Origin of the sequence: Novosphingobium resinovorum (assembly GCF_027922145.1) — a bacterium.
In the GTDB taxonomy this organism is placed as follows: domain Bacteria; phylum Pseudomonadota; class Alphaproteobacteria; order Sphingomonadales; family Sphingomonadaceae; genus Novosphingobium; species Novosphingobium resinovorum.
This window is the reverse complement of the sequence record NZ_BSFC01000061.1, coordinates 1-566: the sequence shown is the minus strand read 5'-3', so window position 1 is coordinate 566 and position 566 is coordinate 1. Positions and strand designations below refer to the sequence as shown.

Sequence of the window (566 nt, the reverse complement as noted above, 5' to 3'; positions counted from 1 at the left end):
CATCGAGCCGTTGCTGCCCAACAAGCCGCGTGGAGTACCCCGCGTCGATGACCGCCGGGTGCTGAACGGGATACTCTCGCGTTTCCGTTCTGGTGCGCCGTGGGCAGAGGTCCCTGAGCGCTATGGTCCATCGACGACCTGCTACAACCGGTTCATCCGCTGACGAAAGGCCGGAGTGTGGGACCGATTGTTGGCGGCGGTTTCCGCCGGTTTCAACGGCGAGTTGGTGATGATCGATTCTACTTGCATGCGCGTCCACCAGCACGGTGCGACGGGCAAAAAGGGGAATGCAGCGATCATGGCATGGGACGTTCCCGGGGCGGCCTTACGACCAAACTCCACGCTTTTGTCGACGCTGATGGACGTCCTGTCGGCCTGCGACTGACGGGTGGGCAGGTCCATGATGCGTGCGAAGCTGAAGCGCTGATAGAGGCCATCCCCGAGGGCGCTACCCTGCTCGGCGACAAGGGCTATGACAGCACCACCATTCGCGAGGCGGCAACGACTGGTTCATTATGCACCTCCTCTTCAAACGTCCGGAAACAGGGACTTTTGGTTTTCCATTT

Annotated in this window: 1 pseudogene; it reads left to right on the top strand. The window is 60.8% G+C overall.

What is annotated here, in order from left to right:
* Position 1: 1 nt before the first annotated feature.
* A pseudogene (locus tag PKE80_RS25240) lies at positions 2–501 on the top strand (IS5 family transposase); the annotation flags it as partial.
* Between the last annotated feature and the right edge of the window lie 65 nt (positions 502–566).